This is a genomic window from Thiohalophilus sp., from assembly GCF_034522235.1.
Classification (GTDB): Bacteria; Pseudomonadota; Gammaproteobacteria; order UBA6429; family Thiohalophilaceae; genus Thiohalophilus.
The window spans coordinates 1-19,772 of record NZ_JAXHLN010000003.1 but is presented as its reverse complement, the minus strand read 5'-3'; the positions used below and the strand labels follow the sequence as shown (position 1 = coordinate 19,772).

16 protein-coding genes are annotated in these 19,772 nt (G+C 58.5%); 3 read left to right on the top strand and 13 right to left on the bottom strand.

Features of this window, described 5'->3' with window-relative positions:
- Positions 1 to 78 precede the first annotated feature (78 nt).
- The 7 genes from U5J94_RS02935 to speE form a co-directional block, all read right to left on the bottom strand.
- Positions 79 to 621 carry a nitrous oxide reductase accessory protein NosL gene (locus U5J94_RS02935; protein WP_322564148.1) on the bottom strand — a complete coding sequence of 181 codons (543 nt, stop codon included), beginning with the start codon at positions 619 to 621 and terminating at the stop codon, positions 79 to 81.
- Positions 622 to 1,452 carry an ABC transporter permease subunit gene (locus tag U5J94_RS02930; protein WP_322564147.1) on the bottom strand — a complete coding sequence of 277 codons (831 nt, stop codon included), beginning with the start codon at positions 1,450 to 1,452 and terminating at the stop codon, positions 622 to 624.
- Positions 1,445 to 2,368: an ABC transporter ATP-binding protein gene (locus U5J94_RS02925; protein ID WP_322564146.1), complete on the bottom strand. Its 924-nt coding sequence runs from the start codon at positions 2,366 to 2,368 to the stop codon at positions 1,445 to 1,447. The genes U5J94_RS02930 and U5J94_RS02925 overlap by 8 nt, the downstream gene beginning before the upstream one ends.
- Positions 2,365 to 3,669: a nitrous oxide reductase family maturation protein NosD gene (locus tag U5J94_RS02920; RefSeq protein WP_322564145.1), complete on the bottom strand. Its 1,305-nt coding sequence runs from the start codon at positions 3,667 to 3,669 to the stop codon at positions 2,365 to 2,367. Before U5J94_RS02920 ends, U5J94_RS02925 begins: the two co-directional genes overlap by 4 nt.
- Positions 3,670 to 3,810: 141 nt before the next feature.
- A complete protein-coding gene (nosZ, locus tag U5J94_RS02915) occupies positions 3,811 to 5,673 on the bottom strand; it encodes a TAT-dependent nitrous-oxide reductase (protein ID WP_322564144.1) in 1,863 nt (620 codons plus the stop codon).
- 52 nt (positions 5,674 to 5,725) lie between these two features.
- On the bottom strand, positions 5,726 to 7,957 hold the full coding sequence (nosR, locus tag U5J94_RS02910; protein ID WP_322564143.1) for a transcriptional regulator NosR: 2,232 nt from the start codon (positions 7,955 to 7,957) through the stop codon (positions 5,726 to 5,728).
- Positions 7,958 to 8,419: 462 nt separating this feature from the next.
- Entirely contained in the window at positions 8,420 to 9,274 is an 855-nt protein-coding gene (speE, locus tag U5J94_RS02905; protein ID WP_322564142.1) for a polyamine aminopropyltransferase, read from the bottom strand.
- Positions 9,275 to 9,363: 89 nt separating this feature from the next.
- Between speE and speA the strand changes: the two genes are divergently transcribed.
- Positions 9,364 to 11,268: a biosynthetic arginine decarboxylase gene (speA, locus tag U5J94_RS02900; protein ID WP_322564141.1), complete on the top strand. Its 1,905-nt coding sequence runs from the start codon at positions 9,364 to 9,366 to the stop codon at positions 11,266 to 11,268.
- Positions 11,269 to 11,333: 65 nt separating this feature from the next.
- A complete protein-coding gene (locus U5J94_RS02895) occupies positions 11,334 to 11,606 on the top strand; it encodes a cupin domain-containing protein (RefSeq protein ID WP_322564140.1) in 273 nt (90 codons plus the stop codon).
- A 31-nt stretch (positions 11,607 to 11,637) separates the two neighbouring features.
- On the opposite strand, the gene U5J94_RS02890 is transcribed toward U5J94_RS02895, so the two are convergent.
- The 6 genes from U5J94_RS02890 to U5J94_RS02865 form a co-directional block, all read right to left on the bottom strand.
- A complete protein-coding gene (locus U5J94_RS02890; protein ID WP_322564139.1) occupies positions 11,638 to 12,153 on the bottom strand; it encodes an outer membrane beta-barrel protein in 516 nt (171 codons plus the stop codon).
- A 122-nt stretch (positions 12,154 to 12,275) separates the two neighbouring features.
- Entirely contained in the window at positions 12,276 to 12,959 is a 684-nt protein-coding gene (locus U5J94_RS02885) for a zinc metallopeptidase (protein WP_322564138.1), read from the bottom strand.
- Positions 12,960 to 12,975: 16 nt separating this feature from the next.
- Entirely contained in the window at positions 12,976 to 13,635 is a 660-nt protein-coding gene (locus U5J94_RS02880; RefSeq protein ID WP_322564137.1) for an SPOR domain-containing protein, read from the bottom strand.
- A 56-nt stretch (positions 13,636 to 13,691) separates the two neighbouring features.
- Positions 13,692 to 15,452, bottom strand: a complete 1,761-nt coding sequence (gene argS, locus U5J94_RS02875) for an arginine--tRNA ligase (protein WP_322564136.1) — start codon at positions 15,450 to 15,452, stop codon at positions 13,692 to 13,694.
- 226 nt (positions 15,453 to 15,678) lie between these two features.
- Positions 15,679 to 17,883, bottom strand: coding sequence for a primosomal protein N' (locus tag U5J94_RS02870; protein ID WP_322564135.1), 2,205 nt, complete (start codon positions 17,881 to 17,883; stop codon positions 15,679 to 15,681).
- A 380-nt stretch (positions 17,884 to 18,263) separates the two neighbouring features.
- Complete coding sequence (locus U5J94_RS02865) at positions 18,264 to 18,821, bottom strand: pyridoxamine 5'-phosphate oxidase family protein (RefSeq protein ID WP_322564134.1); 558 nt, start codon at positions 18,819 to 18,821, stop codon at positions 18,264 to 18,266.
- A gap of 76 nt (positions 18,822 to 18,897) precedes the next feature.
- Here U5J94_RS02865 and U5J94_RS02860 point away from each other — a divergent pair.
- Positions 18,898 to 19,772: fructosamine kinase family protein (locus U5J94_RS02860; RefSeq protein ID WP_322564133.1), on the top strand; the 875-nt coding region annotated here is incomplete at its 3' end.

Here is a 19,772-nt window from a genome sequence, read left to right as displayed (position 1 = left end):
CATCATCAGGCGTGCCCAGAGCCGGCCGCAGCGGTTTGACGCTGTCTGGCAGGAGTCAGGTGCGACCCGGTCCCTGGTTCAGTGTGAATGCACCGGTTCTTCGCCGTTGTTACCCGTTGTTATCGTGGCCACCATTTCCAGAGTAATGTCATCGAAGCGGACGAGTTCCCCGCCGTGTTGTTCGCTAAAGTTTTCGGCGGCTGACTTTTCGGCGAAGGAGGCGAGTGTCGGCCCCATGGCGCCGGTCATGGGATGATTGATGACATACCACGCCTGCCGGGCATCGGTGAAGGCTGCGTTCGACGGGGCTTCCCATCCGGTAGAACCCATGTCATGTGTATAGATCTGCGTGATTCGCGAGCGAACTTCCGGCTGCAGGATATGACTGAACAGATCCCGGGTGGAACAGTATTTAAAGGGTGTCGCGTTATCACGAATAAAAGCCTGACCTTTGGGGCCGGGGTGGTTGTTGATCGTCATGCCGCAGACATGACACTCGTCCCCGTCACTGATCGGTACAGGCGCGTGGGTTTGGGCTGATTCATCGCCGCGATCACAACCGCTCAACACTAGCAGGGCGGCGAAAACCGGGATAAAAAACCAATAGTGTCTTTTCGTCATTCAGGAGATCCTCTTGTGAAATAACCAGGCGGCCACCGAGAAAGGGACGATGACCCAGATTAGCAATATCCCGGCCAGCAGGGCGGGTTGAAACAGGCGCGCCGAGGCGATCGAAACCAGACCGGAGTAGGCCTGGGTCGCCTCGAAGCCGGCCAGGTTGGCGAGCCGAAACACGTCCGTCGGGTTAAGTAACAGCAGGTACGGAAACAGTTCCGAGGAAACCGCCCCGTCGGAGGCAACCAGCAGGCCCAGCAATCCCAGATCGAAGACCAGGACAAACAGAAACCAGACGATCAGGGCCAGGCCGGCGGCCCGGGATTTTTCACTGACCAGGGTGCTGATCAGATAGGCAATGGCGATAAAGACCCAGCCGAGCAGGACAGAGGTCAGAATAAACCAGCCCAGTGAGGACCACAGATCAAGCGCGGAAAAATCACTGCTCAACGCGGCGATCACAATCCCGGCCAGACCGAAACCGGCGATGGTCGACACCGCCAGCGCGGCGGCATGTCCCAGAAACTTGCCACCGAGCAATTGCAGATGTGTGAGCGGATAACTGAGCAGCAGCAGCAGGGTGCCCTGCTCTTCCTCGCCCACGACACTGTGATAGGCGAGTAGCAGCGCAATCAGTGGAATAATATAAATCGCCAGGCTGGCCAGGCTGACGATCGTGGTATCCAGCGACACGAAGCCGACCTGCCCGGCGGTCGCGGCACCGAAGTAGGCCAGTCCCAGGGCAAACAGCGTCAGCACCACCGTAATGGCCAGAATCCAGCGATTGCGCAGGCTATCGCGAAATTCCTTGCGGGCAACGGTCAATGTCTCATGCATGATCGTTGTTGTCCTTGTTGTTGTAATAGGTATACAGCGTCTCCAGCGACGGGGCCTGCACATCGATATCTTCAATTCGGTTATCGGCCAGAAGTTCGCGCATGATTGCCAGTTTGCTCTCGCGTTCGATGGTCAGGGTCAGGGTATTGTCCGAGTACTGGTATGAGCTGATTCCGGAGCGGGGTAAATGATCCGGATCAAACCCGTCGGGCCAGTTGCCGCGGGCACGGATCGTCAGGGGCAGGGCCGCCTCGTCTCGCAGCTCATCGAGTGTGCCCCAGGCACGCAGGTTGCCCGAATCGAGAATTGCGACGCGATCCACGTATTGTTCGATCCCGGGCAGCACATGCGAGGAGAGCACAATGGTGGTGCCCTGCCGGCGCAGTTCATCCAGGATCAGGAAAAAATCCCGCGTGGCGATCGGATCCAGACCGACGGTCGGCTCGTCCAGCAACAACAGCTTTGGCGAGCTGAGCAGGGCCTGGGCCAGGCCCAGTCGCTGGCGCATGCCTTTTGAATAGGTTTTGACCCGGCGATCGGCGGCAAACGAGAGGTTGAACTGCTCGAGCAATTGCCGGGTGCGGGCGCGATCGATCCGTTTGAGACGGGCAAAGTATTCCAGCACTTCCCGGCCGGTCAGCTGCTCGTAAAAGCCGACGCTTTCAGGCAGATAACCCCATTGTAGGCGCAGGGACTTGCTCTGGTTGCCCCGTGGCGAATGACCCAGAACGGTCACGCTGCCGCGCGTCGGCGCGATCACACCGAGGATCAGCTTGATGGTGGTGGTTTTGCCGGCGCCGTTGTGACCCAGCAGGCCGACGATCTCGCCGCGTTCGATGGTCAGCGACAGTTCGTCGAGTGCGGTGACACCGGCGTAGCTTTTGCCAACCCGGTTCAGTTCGATGCAGGCGCTCATTGCAGGTCCTCGGAGAGTGAAGCGGGATTCATTCGTGGATAGCTGTCCTTGACACCCGGCGGACGCAGCACGGGAAACTGCTCCTGCACCCAGCGCAGGGTCTGAATGGCCGGGCTGTTTAACAGAATCTTGGCGGCAGGGTATTTCCATAAAACATGGTCAACCCCGTCATTGGGCTGATAGGGCCGGTCGCCAACGCCGTCCGCATCGAGATCCCAGCCCAGATAATCGGTCCAGTAATTGCCCCTGCCGTCCTTCGACCATTCCTGGGTGTTGGTCGCGACATACTTGACCTGGGTTCTGTTTTTCATAAAGTTGTTGTTGTAGATCTGGTTGTTCACGGAGCCGGCGGTGAGATGAATGCCGATGCCACTGTTGGCAAAGGTATTGTTGTGGATCTCATTGTGTTGTGAGTTGTAGACAAACAACGCTTTGCCCTCGCCACCGGGGATGGCTTTGTTGTCTTTGCCTGTGGATGACCCATGAGATATGTCAGATACAAGATTATCTGAAATTGTACTGTAGAGAATATAGTTCATCAGAATCCCGTAGTTCTTGTCATTCTCTGTGCGATTACCGGTCACGGTAAGGTATTTGGATTGCATAAGCGCGTAGCCGGTTCGCGTATTGTGGGTGCGATTTCCGATTATGTCATTGTGATAGGAATACATGTAGTGTATTCCATAACGCAGATGGTGCATATTGTTGTCGCGAAGGACGTTGTGGTTGCTGGTGTCGATATAAATCCCATCACGGGTGTTCCATATGGTATTACCGATAACTTTTGTGCGACGTGTATTGAAAAGGTGAATCCCGTTGCCGCGATCCTGGGAACGAATGGCCGGGTCGCCCTGGATGCGATTGTTTACAATCATCGCCTCCTCGGTGTTTTGCAGCCAGATGCCGAATGCGCTGCTTTCGATCTTATTGTCCTCGATCGTGGTTCGGTAGGCGGTATCTTCAATAAATACCACGGCGTTCATGTCGGTCAGATTCGCCCCCGAGTTGCGCAGGCGAAGGTTTTTGACAGCCACATCCGCTGATAGAATTCGTAGCACGTCGCCGTGACCACCACCATCGATAATGGCGCCGGACAGGCCCTGCAGGGTCAGTGGCTTTTCGATAAGCAGATTGGCCCGGTATTCGCCGGCCTCGAGTAAAATCGTATCGCCATCGCTCACATTATCGATGACTTCGGCGAGATTGTGGGTCTCGGGGTTGACCCGTAACGTGGCCGCGTAAGTTGCACTATGAATCATCATCGCCAGTATTATAAGCAGGCTTTTAACTACGAAAGGCATGATGAGTCTCATGAGCTGTGAATTGGGTAGATACGGTTTAGGATGGTGTAAGTAACAGGGTATGAGGTTAAAAGCCGCGCATCAACCCGTTTTGTAACGGGTTGATGCGCGGCTTTACATCAGCAGAGAATCGTTCTTGTCTCAGGTTTCGACAATAAAACGGCCGCGCATTTCCATATGCAGGGCATGGCAGAACCACTGGCAGTAGTACCAGAATACCCCGGGTTTATCGGCCGTAAAGGTGACGGATGATGTCTGCTGCGGGCTGACCTCCATCGCAATGCCGTGATTGACCAGGGTGAAGCCGTGACTGACATCCTCGATCTTGTCGAGATTGGTGATCGTGATGGTCACCTCGTCGCCTTTTTTGACACGCATCTCGTTCATGCCATAGTTCGGTGCCACGGAAGTCATGTAGATCCTGACTTTTTTCCCGTCACGGATGATCTTGTTGTCTTTTTCAAGGGTGATGCCATCCTTTTTGGCCATGGCGACGGTTTCGGCAAAATAGGGGTCGTTACGATCCCAGATTTTTTTGGTGTTGAGCTTGCTGCGGTGTATCACTTCGCAGTCATGGGGCTCGGCAAAGGCAGGACCGTCATGGACCAGTTTCATCTCGTCGCCGGAGATGTCGACGAGCTGGTCGTTTTCCGCGTGCAGCGGCCCGCAGGGCAGGAAGCGGTCCTTGGAGAACTTGGACAGGACTACCAGCCATTTGCCGTCGGCCTCCCGGGATTCGCCCATGCTGGTGTGGTTGTGGCCCGGCTGGTAATGGACATCGAGCTTCTGGCGGATATAGTTGACATTTTCACCGTTATAGGAACGGACCGCATCGGCGATGTTCCATTTGGCAACCTGACTGTCGATAAACAGGGTGGTATAGGCATTACCGCGTCCGTCAAAGGCGGTATGCAGCGGGCCCAGTCCCAGTTCGGGCTCACCGGCGACAGCGTCACGCGGGTCCTTGAGCTTGTCAGCAAACAGATCGTCCAGTTTGTCGATGTCGATCAGGGTGACAGTGGGCGAAAGCTTGCCATTGGCAACAAAGTATTTGCCGTCGGGCGAGGTGTTGAGGCCGTGTGGGCTTTTGGGAACGGGGATATAACGGGTCAGTTTCGATCCCTCGCGACCGTCAAGCACCGGGACTTTGGCATCGCCCAGAGTCTGGTAATTCCCGTCCTTGATCGCCTGTTCGATGCGCGGGATGTTGAAGACCACCACCCAGTCGCGCTCGTTCTTCATTGTTTCCTGCAGGGTATAGCCTTCCTCGCTGTTATAGCAGGTCGAGGCGGCATACTTGCCTTTATAGTCGGCGTCCGTGTTATCCAGGTTCCCGTCGACAATGACCTGAAACGCCATTTCCATTTTTTCCGCGTCGATCGCGTTGAACATGGTGTAGTACTTGCTGTCGTCGTCGGAGAAGCGACCGTCGTTGGGGTGCGGGATCCGGAACTCGGCATTGGCGAAGACATATTTCGTTTCGGGGACCTTTTGCAGGCGCATGCCATGCATGGCCTGGACGTTCGGCACTTCGACGATTTTGTCGGTTTTCATGATATCGCAGCGAATGCGGGCAACCCGGGTATTCGCCTTGTCGTTGATAAACACATAGCGCCCGTCATGCTTGCCATCGGTAAAGCTCATGTGCGGATGGTGGGTGTCGCCATTCAGAGGGGCGTTGTCACCGAGAATCCGTTTGGATTCATTGGTCAGACCGTGACCTGTGGCACCGCAGTAGTTGAATACCGGGATCCGCATCAGCTCGCGCATGGACGGTACCCCCAGCACGCGGACCTCGCCACTCTGGCCGCCGCTCCAGAAACCGTAATATTCGTCCAGTTCCCCGGGGCCGACATGGACTTTCAGCCCGTCGCCATCGGAGGCCGCCCAGACCTTGTAGGGCAGCACACCCGAGGCGAGACCAACCCCGGCGGCACCGGCCAGACCGGTGGATTTGAGAAAGTTACGGCGGGATACGCCGGGTTCGTTGTCTTTATCACTCATGATAGCTCTCCTTAATGGTGCGTTGTTTTAACCAGTGTGACGATAATCCGGACTACTTATCGTTCTCGCTCGTATTGCCGGCAGGCAGCGGGGCTGCCTTCATGCCGGTTTGGGTGTCAGAAGCCTTTTCCATCCACTGGGCTTGCTGACGGGTTCGGGCCGCCTTTTCATGCTTGCGGCGTCTGTCCACCAGAGGCGGACATTTATGGCTGTCCCAATAGGTGACCTGGCAATCCAGACAGAAGTGACATTCGTTGACGTTGATCTCGCCGGTGTCATGAATCGCCTGGATTTCACATTCGTTGGCGCAGATCTGGCAGGGGTGGCCGCATTCCTTGCGCCGGCGCAGCCAGTCGAACAGCCGCAAACGGGCGGGTACGGCCAGTGCCGCGCCGAGCGGACACAGATACTTGCAATAGAACTTGCAGTTGAAAGCGGATATCACGACCAGACCGAAGGCGTACAGGAAGAACGGCCACTGGCGATCGAAGCGCAGGGTAATCGCGGTCTTGAAGGGCTCGACTTCGGCGTAGTATTCGGCCGTGCTCAAGGAGCCCAGCGAGATGCCAAACAGCGCCAGCAGGATGATGTATTTCACCGCCCAGAGACGGTCGTGTACCAGGCTGGGAAAGTTGTACTGCGGCACCTTGAATTTGACCGCGACCTGATTGACCAGCTTTTGCAGGGCACCGAAAGGACAGAGCCAGCCACAATAGATCCCACGGCCCCACAGCAGCAGGGTCACGGCAACAAAGCTCCAGAGAATGAACATCACCGGATCGATGAGGAAGGACTCCCAGCTGAAGCCGCTGATCAATGAGCTGACAAAGGTCAGCACATTGACGATGGACAGCTGCCCCAGCATGTACCAGCCGATGACAAACAGGGTATAGAGCAGGAAGCCGGTACGCAGATAACCCACCAGCCGCGGATAACGCACCAGCCAGTCTTGCAGGAACAGGATAAGGGTCAGGACAACCAGGCCGATGGCGAGTATGACAATCTGGAAGGTCCGGTCATACCAGACCTCCACCCACATGGGCTCTTCTTCGGCGGCCTCGGCCGGCGGCGGCTGGGTGACATACTTGGGCGGGATCTCATAACTGGCGGTAAAGTCGGTAAAGGTGCTGTCCAGCGGACCGGTGGCGCGTCGCACCAGCAGTGAAATGCTCCACTCCTCGCCCGGATCGAAGGCATACTGATCGCGAATGATAAAGATGGCTTTTTCCGACAGTTCCGGCGCGCCTTCCAGATAGACATCTTGCAGGCGATAGTAATCGAGATCCCGGAAGCTGATCTGCTGATCGCCCTGGGCCAGGTTGATGCGATCGAAAATCCCGCCCCGGACATAACCGGAACCCTTGAAGGAATAGTTGCCGTTGGCCATGACGGCGATGGCGTGTTCGCTGGGTTTGAGTTCGGCCATCAGCCGGTTGTACTGGCTCTCGCCCAGCAGGTTGCGGCCGATGGTGGGAGCGTTCAGGTAGGTATAATAAAGATCAATGAAGATATCGCAGCGTTCGCCTGTCGGCACAGCGGTACAGATGCTTTTAACGTTACCGCGGTCTTCGGCTTCCGTTCCCTTGAAAGCCTCCTCGACATCCTCGTTGCTCAGCAGCATCCGGCGGATGGCGCCGTTGCCGGTCAGGTAGGTCCAGTCGGCCTGCTCGAACACCTCCTCGCGAACTTTGGCCGGCTCGTGAGCAGCGCTTCTTCTCGGGCTGGTAATGCCTCTGGATTCGGACACCTTGCGTGCCGATCGCAAAATGGTCCGGTTGATAACGATGACCGTGACCGTGGCGCCGGTGATCGCATCGACATGGGTGCGGCCTTCGCGTTCCCGTCCGCCGACCTTGATGCGCTCGGTGACCGAGTGGCCGATGTATTGATCGGCAAAGCGATCCAGAGATTCTTCTGGGATACCGACCAGCAGTATCGGCTCGTGATGTTCGATAACCCGGGTACCGGTAATCAGTCCTTGCATGTCGATGCCGATGAGCAGATTGACCGGCTTGCCGGAGTAGGCGGGGATTTTGACACTGTCGGAAGACTCGAAAACATAGCCGATGACTTCGTCGTCTTTATAGACGGCGGCGGCCGGCGGCTCGCCTTCCAGCTCGCCAAATCGATCCGCTTCGGGGAACATGTCCCGTATCTGGGGATATTTGTCATCAAAGCCCGCCAGGGCGGAAAGGGGCAAGATCAGTAGCAGGGCGATGGTTACCAGCGAGAGTAACCCACGGCGGATCAGGTTGTCGTATTGAGGAATCTGTCCGAGCGTCATCAGGTTGTGCGAACCTTGTTTATCCTGGTCAGCCGGCTGAATCCGTGTCGGGAGACAGAAGGCGAGCCACCGTCGAGGTTGTATAGAACAATCCGGTGCGCAGACGGCGCACGAACTCATCAGAGGCAACAATGTTGCTCGCAGGACCCAAACACGCCCCGTCAGAAAAGCCGGGGTGTCTGATATAAGCCACAGACTGTCTGATATGCTACAAAAGTAGCATACGCAAGGATTCTTTCCACTTGACTGAGATCAAAACCCGGGAGCAATCACAAATCTGATTACCGCACCTGGATTATTGGGTATCCGAAGAGGGGCAGATGGTGACTAAATCACCACAATTGGTCGATAAGTCATCAGCCGGCGTCAGATAACTGGCAAAATCGTGTAACAGGCGAAAAAGTTATCTGTGAACCCCGGAGGTTGCGGGTTACCCGTATTGTCTGTAAATGTTGTGTGGAGTTAAATGCCAAGATGCTGTTGCAGAAAGGTCGGCAGGGCAAAGGCCGCCCGGTGAATCTCGGGGTTGTAATAACGGGTCTCGAAGGGTCGCTGTGCGGCATCCTGCTCGCGGAAGCGGCTCAGATCCTTGACCTTGCCGGCCAGGGTGCAGCTCCACCAGCCGCTGGGGTAGACCGGCTGCGGGAAGCCAAGGGTGTTGACACGGGTAAAGCCGGCATCGGCCATGGCGGTATGCATCGCTTTTAACAGGCGTTGATGGATCAGCGGGGATTCACTCTGCTGTACCAGCAGGCCGTCCGCCCCCAGTGCGCGGTGACAATCGCGATAGAATTGTTCGGTAAACAGGCCTTCGGCCGGGCCGATGGGATCGGTGCTGTCGACGATGATCACATCATAATAAGCGGTTTCGGCATCCTTGACCCACTGAATGCCGTCGACAAAATGGAATGCGGCGCGCGGATCGTCGTTGGCGGTGCACAGGTCAGGAAAGTATTGTTCAGATAACCGGGTGACCTGTTCGTCGATCTCCACCTGTTCGCAGCTGTTGACACCGGGATGTTGCAGCACTTCGCGCAAGGTGCCGCAGTCGCCGCCGCCGATCACCAGCACCCGTTTGGGATCCGGGTGGGTAAACAGCACCGGGTGGGTCATCATCTCGTGATACAGAAAGTTGTCCCGATCGGTGAGCATGATAAAGCCATCGATGACCATCAGCCGCCCCCACTTCTCGGTTTCGAAGATCTCGATTTTCTGAAACCCGGTCTGCACCTCGGCCAGCTTTTCCTTTATTTTGAAAGAAAAGGCAGAGCCGGATTCAGCGCAGATCTCGGTAAACCATTCTGTGTCGGATAACATAACACCACTCCGGAAAATGCTTGGCATGAGCAGGGAAACTGCCATTATACTTGAAACCCCGGCCCCGAATAAAACAACATCAGGTGATCATGTCAGACTGGAGCATACAACAGGCGCTTGCCACCTACAGCGTGGCCTACTGGGGAGAAGGTTACTTCGGGATCGACGAGCAGGGGCATATGCTGGCCCATCCTGATCGTCAGGCACAGAATCCGGGAATCGATCTCTATCAGCTGGCCGCCGACGCCGTACGCGAACATAACGTGACCCTGCCGATCGTGGTCCGTTTTACCGATATCCTGAACAATCGTCTGGATACCCTCTGTCAGAGTTTCCACGAGGCCATGGCCAGTGATGCCTATCGCGGTCAGTACACCGCGGTCTATCCGGTCAAGGTCAATCAGCAGGCCAGCGTGATCCGGCAAATGGTCGAGCACGGCCAGGAACGGGTCGGGCTGGAGGCCGGCAGCAAGCCGGAGTTGATGGCGGTGCTGGGATTGTCCCGCCCGGGCGGGGTGATCGTCTGCAACGGTTACAAGGATCGCGAATATATCCGGCTGGCTTTGATCGGCCGCAAGCTCGGACATCAGGTCTATATCGTGATCGAAAAAGTGTCTGAGCTGGAGCTGGTGATCAGCGAGTCGCAGGCGCTGGGTATTGAGCCGTTACTCGGTGTGCGGGTGCGGCTGGCTTCCATCGGTGCCGGCAAATGGCAGAACACCGGCGGCGAAAAAGCCAAGTTCGGCCTTTCCGCCGCGCAGGTGATCTGGGTGATCGAGCGGCTGCGCGAGGCCGGCATAAGTGACAGCCTGCAGATGCTGCATTTTCATCTCGGCTCGCAGATCGCCAACATCCGGGATATCCAGCGCGGCATGCTCGAATGCGCGCGCTATTTTGTCGAGCTGCATCGCATGGGGATTAACATTCGGTGTGTGGATGTCGGCGGTGGACTGGGGGTCGATTACGAAGGTTCGCGCTCGCGCAGCTTTTGCTCCATGAACTACAGCGTGCAGTCCTACGCCAACAATATCGTACGTGTGCTGTGGGAGGCCTGCGAGGAACATGGCCTGGCACATCCGGCTATCTTTACCGAGTCAGGGCGCGCGATGACGGCGCATCATGCGGTATTGATCACCAATATTATCGACACCGAGCAGGTCCCCGACGCCAGTGCCATGCTCGACCCACAAAGCGACGATCCGCTGGTGTTGCAGGATATGTGGCAATGCTACGAGGCGATCCAGAACGAGACCTCCAGCCGCTCCGCTATGGAGATCTATCATGATATCAAGCACTGGCTGAGCGAAGCGCAAAGCATGTATACCCATGGCGTACTGGCACTCGATCAACGTGCCTATGCCGAGGAGCTGTATTACGTCACCTGTCAGCGCGTGCACGAACTGTTATCCGCCAGCAACCGGGTGCATCGTGAGGTACTGGACGAGCTGCATGACAAGCTGGCGGACAAGTATTTCGCCAATTTTTCTCTGTTTCAGTCGATCCCCGATGTCTGGGCCATTGATCAGATCTTTCCGGTAGTGCCAGTGCACCGGCTTGATGAAAAGCCGACCCGCCGGGGGGTGATCGAGGATATTACCTGTGACTCGGACGGCCGAATCGATTATTACGTCGACGGCGAAGGTGTCGAGAGCAGCTTGCCGCTGCACCATCTGAAACCGAATGAACCCTACCTGATCGGGATATTCATGGTCGGTGCATATCAGGAGATACTGGGGGACATGCATAACCTGTTCGGCGACACCGACTCGATCAATGTCTCCCTTCTAGGGGACGGCAGTTATCATGTCGATCAGGTGCTCTATGGCGACACGGTGGATTCAGTGCTCGATTATGTGCATATCAGTGCCCAAGCACTGCTTGAAAGCTACCAGAACAAGGTGGCGCAGGCCGGGCTTGCTGAGAGTGAACGCGAAGAATATTTGCGCCAGCTTGAGTCCGGGCTTAATGGCTATACCTATCTGGAAGATGAATAACGCCCGGTAATCTGATTTGCCGGGCAGGTTTTGTAACAGCAATGAATGTAAATAAGGTGATAACAATGCAGATTCTGGTAGAACGCAATCCTTCACCGGCCAAGCTGGACGTTATGGGCGTGTACGACTGGCCGATCTGGGAAAAAGAGGAGTCAGCCTTCCCCTGGAAATACGATCGTCAGGAAACCTGCTATCTGCTGGAGGGCGATGTCATTGTCACTCCTGAGGAGGGTGAACCGGTGCAGATCCAGCGCGGCGATCTGGTCACTTTCCCCGCCGGTATGAGCTGCACCTGGGAAATCCGCAAAGCGGTCAAAAAGCATTACGACTTTGAATAGCAGCTAGTCACTAGCTGCTAGTTTCCTTGTTTTAAAAGAGGTACTGGATCCCGGCGGAGAGATGAGAGATGTCGGATTCGATAATGGTGTATTCGGCGATCAGATCCATCTGCTGGTTGAGATTATAAGTGGCACCGAAGCCGACACTCAGTTCGAAACCGTCATCGGAGCCATAGGGTCCCCCCGCGCCGGAGAAATCGGCATCATAATAGATCATCCCGGCACGACCGCGCAGCTTGGCATACTGGTTTAGCGGCAGGGAATAAACACCATAGGCGCCCAGTGTAAAATAGGAGACCTCGACACTGTTGCCGGCAATAGTGGCATCCGGATCGGCGATAGTGGTGGTGAACTCGCCTTCGACGGAAAAGTTCTCATGCACATTCGGCACCGGCCGGCCAAACGTACCGATGGCGGCCAGGCCATTGCTAAACCCGTCAACATCGCTGATCCCCAGTTGCAGGTTCATGTAGTCGCCGGACTCGGCGTAACTGACGCCTGTCACTGCCAGCAGGCTGGCGGCAGTTAATGTTTTCAGGGTTTTCATATCGCACCTCAATATAGAGTCAGTGGGTTGTTTATTTGGTGGCGGCAATAGTAGAGAGTCGCAAAGCGGTAAACCATGAACACCATCACAATATACTCAGAACTCGGAACTCGGAACTAAAATCACCGTCGCAGGATGGCGATCCAGCGTCCCAGGCTGAGCAGGCTCGACAGAGAGGCCGCAACATAAGTGAGGGCGGCAGCACGCAGAAGACGTCTGACCTTGGGCAGATCCCCGGGCCGGACATACCCCTCGCGCAGAATCGGCAGCGCCTTGCCGAAGCTGGCATCGAATTCCACCGGCAGGGTAATCAGGTGTACCAGGGTAGCGAGCAGCATGGTGCCCAGGCCAAAAATAATTTGCAGCGCGATGACCGAAGGGGCGCGGGATAACAGCGCCACCACCGGCGCCAGCAGGATTACCGCGGCACCGACTTTTTGTGCGGTATGCGCGGTTTTCGCCAGTCGGGTGCGCAGCTTGAGTTTATGTTCGCCGCGATGATGCTGAATGGCATGTCCGACTTCGTGGGCGGCGACCGCCACTGCCGTCAGCGACGTACCCGAATAGTTGTCCTCGCTGAGTCGTACCGTTTCGCTGGCGGGGTCAAAATGATCGCCCTCTCCACCGGCGATCTCCACCTGGTAGCTATTCATACCGAAGCGATCCAGCAGATGCCGGGCGAGTTCGCCGCCGGTACCGGGGATATCCTTGCGCGGTTTACTGTAACGTTTGAAAGTATAGCGGGCCCACAGACCGGGACCGAAGAACAGGCCCAGCAATAACAGCAGAATCAGCACATAAGGCATGATGGCGGTTGCCGTGTCAGCTTTTATCCTTGACCACGATAGTGGCGATGCCGTTGTCCTGCAGGCGCTTGCGGGTACGATTCAACTTGTCGAGATCGCTCAAGGGGCCGATCCGTACCCGGTGCCAGGTATCGTTGTCGTTGATCTCCACGGTCTGGATCGATGCCTCGATCCCCTGCAATGCCAGCTGGGCCTTGAGACGATCGGCCTGCTCCAGACTGCGGAAGGATCCGGCCTGGATCATATAGCGTACCGGGCCCGACTCATCCGTTCCGGTAGTTGGTGTGTCACTGCGGGGTTGCGCCGGAGTGGCGGACAGGGTGTCATCCTGTTGTTTGCCGAACAGATCGTGTTCCGGAATCACAACCTCCAGTTCCGGCAGGATGGTATAAAAATCAAAGCGCGGTTTGTCTTCTTTTTGTTCTCCCGGCGGTGGTGGCGCCTGCTTTTTATCGGTCCGGACTTCGCGTGTGTCTTTGCGGGTATCCTGAAACTTGCCGATCAGTTCGTTAACCGAACCGCTGATCCCCGCTTCGGGATCGGAGCCGGCGTTATCGGCAAGATAGATCAAAAAGGCGACAAACAGGCCGATAAACAGTCCGCCCAGCAACCATACCCAGCCGGGCAGGGAGTGCGGATGTTTGGGTTTCGGAGTTTTGGCGTAGTCGCGCGGCATTTGGCAAGCCTATCACTGAAAGCGCGGCGGATACAGCACCGCCAGGGTATAGGTTCCTACATGGATTCGGGCGCAGTCACACCGAGCAGGCCGAGACCGTTGGCGATCACCTGGCGGGTCGCCTGACTCAGCGCCAGCCGCGCATTACGCAGCGGTGCTTCGTCCACCAGGATCTTGTGCTCGTTGTAATAGGTATGAAAGTCATTGGCCAGCTCGCGCAGATAGTGGCACAACTGATGCGGCTCATGGGCCAGGGCCGCTGACTCGATCACTTCGGGGTAACGGGACAGACTGGTTAACAGCGACAGCTCGTGGTCGGTGTTGAGTAACGCCAGTTGCTGCAGGCCCAGATCCTGATCGTATTGCCAGCCCTTTTCCTCCAGCTTGCGCAGTGCGCTGCAAACCCGGGCATGGGCATACTGTATATAATAGATCGGGTTGTCTTTCGATTCGGACCTGGCCAGATCCAGATCGAAGTCCATGTGCTGCTCGCACTTGCGCATGACATAAAAGAAGCGCGCCGCATCGCTGCCCACCTCCTTGCGCAACTGGCGCAGGGTGACGAACTCGCCGGAGCGGGTCGACATCTGCAGCTTTTCCCCGCCGCGATACAAAATGGCAAACTGCACCAGCAATACATCCAGCCGGGCCGGATCATCACCCAGCGCCCGCAGTGCCGCCCGCACCCGCGGTACATAGCCGTGATGATCGGCGCCCCACACATCGATCACCCGATCGAAGCCGCGTTCCAGCTTGTCCATGTGATAGGCAATGTCCGAGGCGAAGTAGGTGGTCTGGCCATTGTCGCGCACCAGCACCCGATCCTTCTCATCGCCGTAGTCGGAAGAGCGGAACCAGAGCGCGCCTTCTTTTTCATAAGTATGACCGCTCTCTTTGAGACGTTGCAGTGCCCTGTCCACGGCACCGGTTTCGGTCAGCGAACGTTCCGAGAACCATTCCTCATAGGCGATACCGAACTGGGCCAGATCGTCGCGAATGTCCGCGAGGATATAATTGAGGCCGGTATCGAACACGAAGCGGTACGCGTCCTCGCCCAGCAGTTGACGGGCGCGTTCGATCAGCGCATCGATATAGCGTTCCTTGTCACCGCCCCGGGGTTCATCGGCGGGCAGTTCCGCGCTGATCGTGGCCCAGGGGTGACGAAAGCGATCGCCGTGTTCGCGATGCAAGGTGGCGGCGATGTCCCAGACATAATCGCCCTTGTAACCATTGGCGGGGAATTCCAATTCTTCGCCGGCCAGCTCCAGATAACGCAGCCAGACACTGGCGGCGAGGATATCCATCTGCCGCCCGGCGTCGTTGACATAATATTCGCGGTGCACGGCAAAGCCGGCGGCGGCCAGCAGATCGGCCACCGCCGCACCGTAGGCGGCGCCGCGACCGTGACCCACATGCAGCGGCCCGGTCGGATTGGCCGACACAAACTCCACCTGCACCCGCTGGTCGTTGCCGATGGTCGAATGGCCGTAGGCTTCACCGGCCTCGAGGATCTGCGGGATCACCGCGTGAAAGGCGTCGTCGCTCAAAAAGAAATTAATAAACCCCGGTCCGGCGATCTCGACTTTGCTGACACCGGGATCCGCGGGTAACGCGGCGACGATCTTCTCCGCCAGATCTCGCGGTTTGGCTTTGGCCGGTTTGGCCAGCAGCATGGCGACATTACAGGCCAGATCCCCGTGGCCTGGGTCGCGGGTACGTTCGATCTGGATGGCGGGGTCGACATCGGCGGGCAGCGTACCGTCGCCCCGCAGGGCCGCGACGGCCTGCGCGATCAGGGCCTGAAGCTGGTTTTTCATGAAAAATTCAAGTCGCTTGCGTGAATGGTTATCGGGGCGCTGATTGTAAACCACTGACCCGCCTGCGCCTAGCGCAGGCGCGATGCGCAGGGACGAGGGCCGAGTGACGAGTAACGAGGTTTTTGCCGGGACTGATTTTGTATCACCCCTCCCTAGCCCTCCCCTTCCAGGGGAGGGAATATAAATAAACCTCGTCCCTCGTCACTCGGCCCTCGTCCCTGTGTCGTCAGAACATCTCCAGCGGATCGACATCCACGGACCAACGCACCTTGCGCGCAGTGGGCAGAGCCTCGATACGGACGAGCCAGTGCTGCAGGAAGCGTTGCAGGGTCTGGCGGTCGGCGGCCTGCAACAGCAGCTGGGCGCGATAGCGGCCGGCGCGGCGTTCCATGGGCGAGGGCACGGGGCCGAGCAGTAAGGGTTGATCGGCGCCGGTGGGGCCGGCGGCCTCGCGGGCGGCCTGCAGAAAGTCGAGCGCGGCGCGCGGATCGGGCGCTTCGGCGCGCACCAGAGCCAGGCTGGCGTAGGGCGGCAGTTCGGCCTGGGCCCGTTCGGTGAGCAGGGTCTCGGCGAAGGCGGGGTAGTCGTGGGCGGCCAGTTGCGCCAGCAGGGGATTGTCGGGATGGTGGGTCTGGATCATCACCTCGCCGGGGCGCTCGGCGCGCCCGGCGCGGCCGGCCACCTGCAAAATCAGCTGGCCCATGCGTTCGCTGGCGCGAAAGTCGGCACTGTAAAGACCGTAGTCGGCATCCAGCAGTCCGACCAGCGTCACCTCGGGAAAGTGATGCCCCTTGGCCAGCATCTGGGTGCCGAGCAGGATGTCGACTTCGCCGGCGTGAATCTGGCGCAGCAGCTCCTGCAGCGCGCCCTTGCGCCGGGTGGTGTCGCGATCGATGCGCACAATGCGGGCGTCGGGGAACTGTTCCTGCAGCGCGGTTTCGACCCGTTCGGTGCCCAGCCCCATGGGCAGCAGTTCTCCGGCCTGGCATTCGGGGCAGGTCTCGGGCAGGGCCTGTTCGCTGCCGCAATGGTGGCAGCGCAGTTTGTGCTGGCGCCGGTGCACGGTCAGATGGGCATCGCAGCGGGCGCAACGGGCATGCCAGCCACATTCATGGCACATCAACACCGGCGCGAAACCGCGGCGGTTGAGAAACAGCAGCACCTGGCTGCCCTGCGCCAGATGCTGTTGCATGCGCGCCAGCAGCTGGGCGGACAGGCCGTGCTCCAGTTTCTGGCCGCGGACGTCCTGGATAAGGAATCGCGGAAAAACCGCCGCGCCCGCCCGTTCGGGCAAATGTAAATGGTGGTAACGGCCCTGGCGCGCGTTGTGCAATGTTTCCAGTGACGGCGTGGCCGAACCGAGCAGGATCGGAATGTCCAGTTTCTGCGCGCGCAGAATCGCCAGATCCCGCGCCGAATAGCGAAAGCCCTCCTGCTGCTTGAAAGAGAGATCGTGCTCTTCGTCGATGATGATCAGACCCGGCGCGGGCAGCGGCGAGAACAGCGCCGAACGGGTCCCGATGATTACCCCCGCCTCGCCCTCGCGGGCCGCCAGCCAGGCGTTATAGCGTTCCTGATCGTTGAGCGCCGAATGCAGTACGGCCACCGGGGTGTTCAGTCGCGCCCGGAAGCGTTCCACCAGTTGCGGTGTCAGGCCGATCTCCGGCACCAGCACCAGGGCCTGGCGGCCGGCGGCGATGACCCGTTCGATCAACTGCAGATAAACCTCGGTCTTGCCGCTGCCGGTCACGCCGTCGAGCAGGGTGCAGTGGAAGCGGTCGCGCTGCTGCAGCAATTGTTCCACGGCGGTGTGTTGCGCCGCGCTCAGGGTCGGGGCCGTCTGACGCTGTTCGGCCGGCGGCGGCAGGGTGGCGCGCAGGCTCATTTCGACCCAGCCCTTGTCGATCAGTTTTTTCAGCACCGGGCGCCAGTTGACGTGCTCGGTCTCCAGTTCGGCGGCGTTGGCGCCTTCCGGTCGCGCCTGCAGGCTGGCCAGCAAGGCCGCCTGTTTCGGCGCGCGGTTGAGGGTTTGTTCCAGTGCCGCGTGCCCGGCCGCGGTGAGCTGCCAGTGTTCGCTGCCGCGCCGGGCCGGTTGTGCCTCGCGACGCAGCAGGACCGGCAGGGCATGTAGCACCACCTCGCCGATGGGATGTTGATAATACCGACTGGCCCAGCCCAGCAACTCGAGCAGTTCGGGGCTGACCACCGGCATGGCATCGAGCAGGGCCGTGGCGCGCTTGAGTTTATGCGGCGGTACGTCGGTGCTGTCGGCGACGTCCAGCAGCAGGCCGATGACCCGGCGCCGGCCAAAGGGGACTTCGACCCGGATGCCCGGCTGCAGGCTGGCGGGATCGATCCCGGCCGGCGGGCGGTAATCGAAATGCCGGCGCAATGGCGTCGGGATGGCAATCTGCAAGACCGGCTCGCTCATGGCTGTCGGGCGGCCGGATCGGGGGGATAAATCATGTCAGTTAGCGGCATACGTTCAGATCGATTCTAGGTTAAATCACCTAAGTGCCTGAGGTGTTTTAAGAATGGCCGTTATCCACAGTTTCTGTGGATAACTGTGTGGATGAAATGGGGTAAACAGGGCCAACTGCCCGGCACTGTTACACTATTGTTAAATTGAGCACATTTTGTACGCATGGAAAATTAAATATAAATCAGCAAGTTATATTATTTTTGCAGCTTCTGACCCGGCCGGTTAACAGGCGCTTCGCCCTAACACGTTGTTATTGCAGGGCCTGTGCATAAAGTCAGGCGCCGGGTCGCCGATCCGCGTCGTCCCCGGCCCGAAAACAGGGCAAAAACTCACCGGGATTCGTCCAGCGCGGGGCTCGGCAGGCCGTCGATACTGCGCCGATTATGCTTGTCACGGAACTGGCGAATCCCCTCGGGCCCCTTTTTCTCGGTCCAGCGGACCAGCGTCTCCCGCTGGCCGACCAGATCCATCAGCGGCACGCCATAGCCGCAGGAGGTCTGCACCCGTTCCACCCGCAGGCGGAAGATTTGCCGCACCCCGGGCAGGCGCTCATCGAACCGGCTGCGCAGATCCGCCCAGTCGGGACTGGCCGGCAGGATCACTTCGCCCTGCCCGTACAGGCGCAGTATGCGCGGCGGCCCGCTGAAGGCACAGAACATCAGGGTCATGCGCCCGTTTTCACTGAGATGGGCGGCGGTTTCGTTGCCGCTGCCGGTCAGATCGAGAATGGCCACCGTGTTGGGGTCCACAATCCGCAACGTATCGAGCCCGCGCGGCGAGAGGTTGACGTGTCCCTCGCCGTCCAGCGGCGCGCTGGCGTTGAAAAACAGCGGCTGCTTGCCGATCCACTCGGCGAACTCGGGGCTGATATGATCGAAGACTTTCATACTGGCAACTTGCACTCCACGACAGGAACTGCAAGTGTAATGCGCCCAGGCTTTTAACGCAGCAGGATTGATGTTTATGAACCAGGAAACGCTGGCCCGGGCGATTGGTGAGGCCCTGGGCGAACCGTTTGAGATAGAACAGAGTCGCAATATTGGCGGCGGCTGTATCAGCAGCGCCATGCGCCTGGACGGTAACGGCCACCGTTATTTCGTCAAATTCAACCGCGCCGATCTGCTCGAGATGTTCGAGGCCGAGGCCGACGGGCTGCAGGCGATGGCCGAGGCCAGGGCGGTACGGGTGCCGCAGCCGCTGACCACCGGCGTCAGCGACGGCCAGGCCTATCTGGTCATGGAATACCTGGAGACCGGCGGCAGCGGCGATATGTCGCACTTTGGTGCGCAACTGGCGCAGATGCATCGCCATACCCGCGAGCAATTCGGCTGGCATCGCGACAACACCATCGGCTCCACCCCCCAGCCCAATGGCTGGCACAACGACTGGGTGCGTTTCTGGCAGGAGCAGCGTCTCGGCTTTCAGCTGGATCTGGCACGGCGCAACGGCGCCGGTAGTGCGCTGTACGAGCGCGGTCAGCAGCTCAAGGAACAGGTTGCCGATTTCTTTACCGATTACCAACCGGTCGCCTCGGTACTGCACGGCGATCTCTGGTCCGGCAACTACGCCTTCACCCGCGACGGTGAGGCGGTGATCTTCGACCCGGCCGTCTACTTCGGCGATCGCGAGGCCGATCTGGCCATGACCGAACTGTTCGGCGGCTTCTCGCGCTCATTCTACAGCGGCTACGACGCCACCTGGCCCATCGACCCCGGCTACGCGATCCGCAAGACCTTCTACAACCTCTATCACATCCTCAACCACTACAACCTCTTCGGCGGCGGCTACGCCAGCCAGGCCCAGCGCATGATCGATCAGTTGCTCAGTGAAGTGAGATA